Annotated in this window: 2 protein-coding genes and 1 pseudogene; 1 reads left to right on the forward strand and 2 read right to left on the reverse strand. The window is 57.0% G+C overall.

The annotated features are described in order from the left end of the window. Both FDW94_RS11635 and FDW94_RS11640 read right to left on the reverse strand, forming a co-directional pair. Positions 1 to 221: hypothetical protein (locus FDW94_RS11635; protein WP_137377628.1), on the reverse strand; the 221-nt coding region annotated here is incomplete at its 3' end. A 93-nt stretch (positions 222 to 314) separates the two neighbouring features. Further along, a complete protein-coding gene (locus FDW94_RS11640) occupies positions 315 to 542 on the reverse strand; it encodes a hypothetical protein (protein ID WP_024153757.1) in 228 nt (75 codons plus the stop codon). Positions 543 to 809: 267 nt separating this feature from the next. Between FDW94_RS11640 and FDW94_RS24180 the strand changes: the two are divergent. Further along, positions 810 to 958: pseudogene (locus tag FDW94_RS24180) on the forward strand (hypothetical protein); the annotation flags it as partial. Positions 959 to 1,004 lie beyond the last annotated feature (46 nt).

A 1,004-nucleotide genomic window follows, 5' to 3' on the forward strand; every position in this document is an offset into this window, starting at 1 on the left:
CCGCGTTTCAGTTTCAGAGTGCGAAGCACCTGGCCTAACGCATCATTTTTCATCGCGGGAATATGCACCCCGCGCCTCTTGCAGATACGTCTGGCGATATGCCGCCCGAACGCTTTCAATTCGGGTTTAATCTCTGATACGGACAGCTCGGCGCGACTGATGCGCTTATGCTTGTGGGGCTTTACAGCTCCGGCGGAAGGTGAAACAATAGAAACGGTCATATAGAGTTAACTCCTTCTGGTAGTTAATGAAGCCGTAAAAACCGTTGGTGCGATTTTTACGGCGTGGAGAAAGCAGGGTTTACCCTGCTTTTTTCATGTCTGCGGGTTGCTGCCCGCCCCTTCTGCCTCCTTCTGCACTTTGTCGGTAATGTCTTCGGGGTCGCCTAAAAGCCAGCCGCTGACGGGTTTATAACGTTCGATAAATGCCCTGACAGCCCGCTTTCCGGTGGTGGCGCTGATACGGGTAAACATCGGTAAAACGCCCTGTGCATCGCGTCCGCTGAACGCAATCTGATAAACACGCATCGCCTGAGCCTGCATTTTTCTTCCTCCTGGTTTTTAAAGAACATCACCCGTTGAGTTTCGGGAGCCGCGGTGTTGACGTTTGCGGGAACCTGCTGCGCTGTTCCCTCTGGTATTTAACTTCACCCGTTTGAGAACCTTCGCCGCAGGGGCGTAAACGAGCACGGGCGATGGCAGCTGTCCTGGGCGCGGTTTACCGCGTGCCATTTACCCTGGACGGCTGACAGCGTTTGTGCTTGTCTCAGCCCGGGCGAAAGGGGCTTAAACGGTGAAAAGGCACCGGAAGTGGATGAGAGCAGGGGCCCGCCGCAACGTCGGGGCGCGGCACGCGAAACGGAGTTGCGCCTTACAGCCCGGCAGCCTTACCGCCGGGGTGCGAAAAGCGCAGGAAACGGCGCGCCAGGGGCGGCGTGACCGGAACGGTCGCAGCAAACCTGCCTTTGACTTTCGCCATCAGACCCTAGCCGTATGGCCCGAAAC

Source organism: Citrobacter sp. wls757, from assembly GCF_005280935.1.
Classification (GTDB): domain Bacteria; phylum Pseudomonadota; class Gammaproteobacteria; order Enterobacterales; family Enterobacteriaceae; genus Citrobacter; species Citrobacter portucalensis.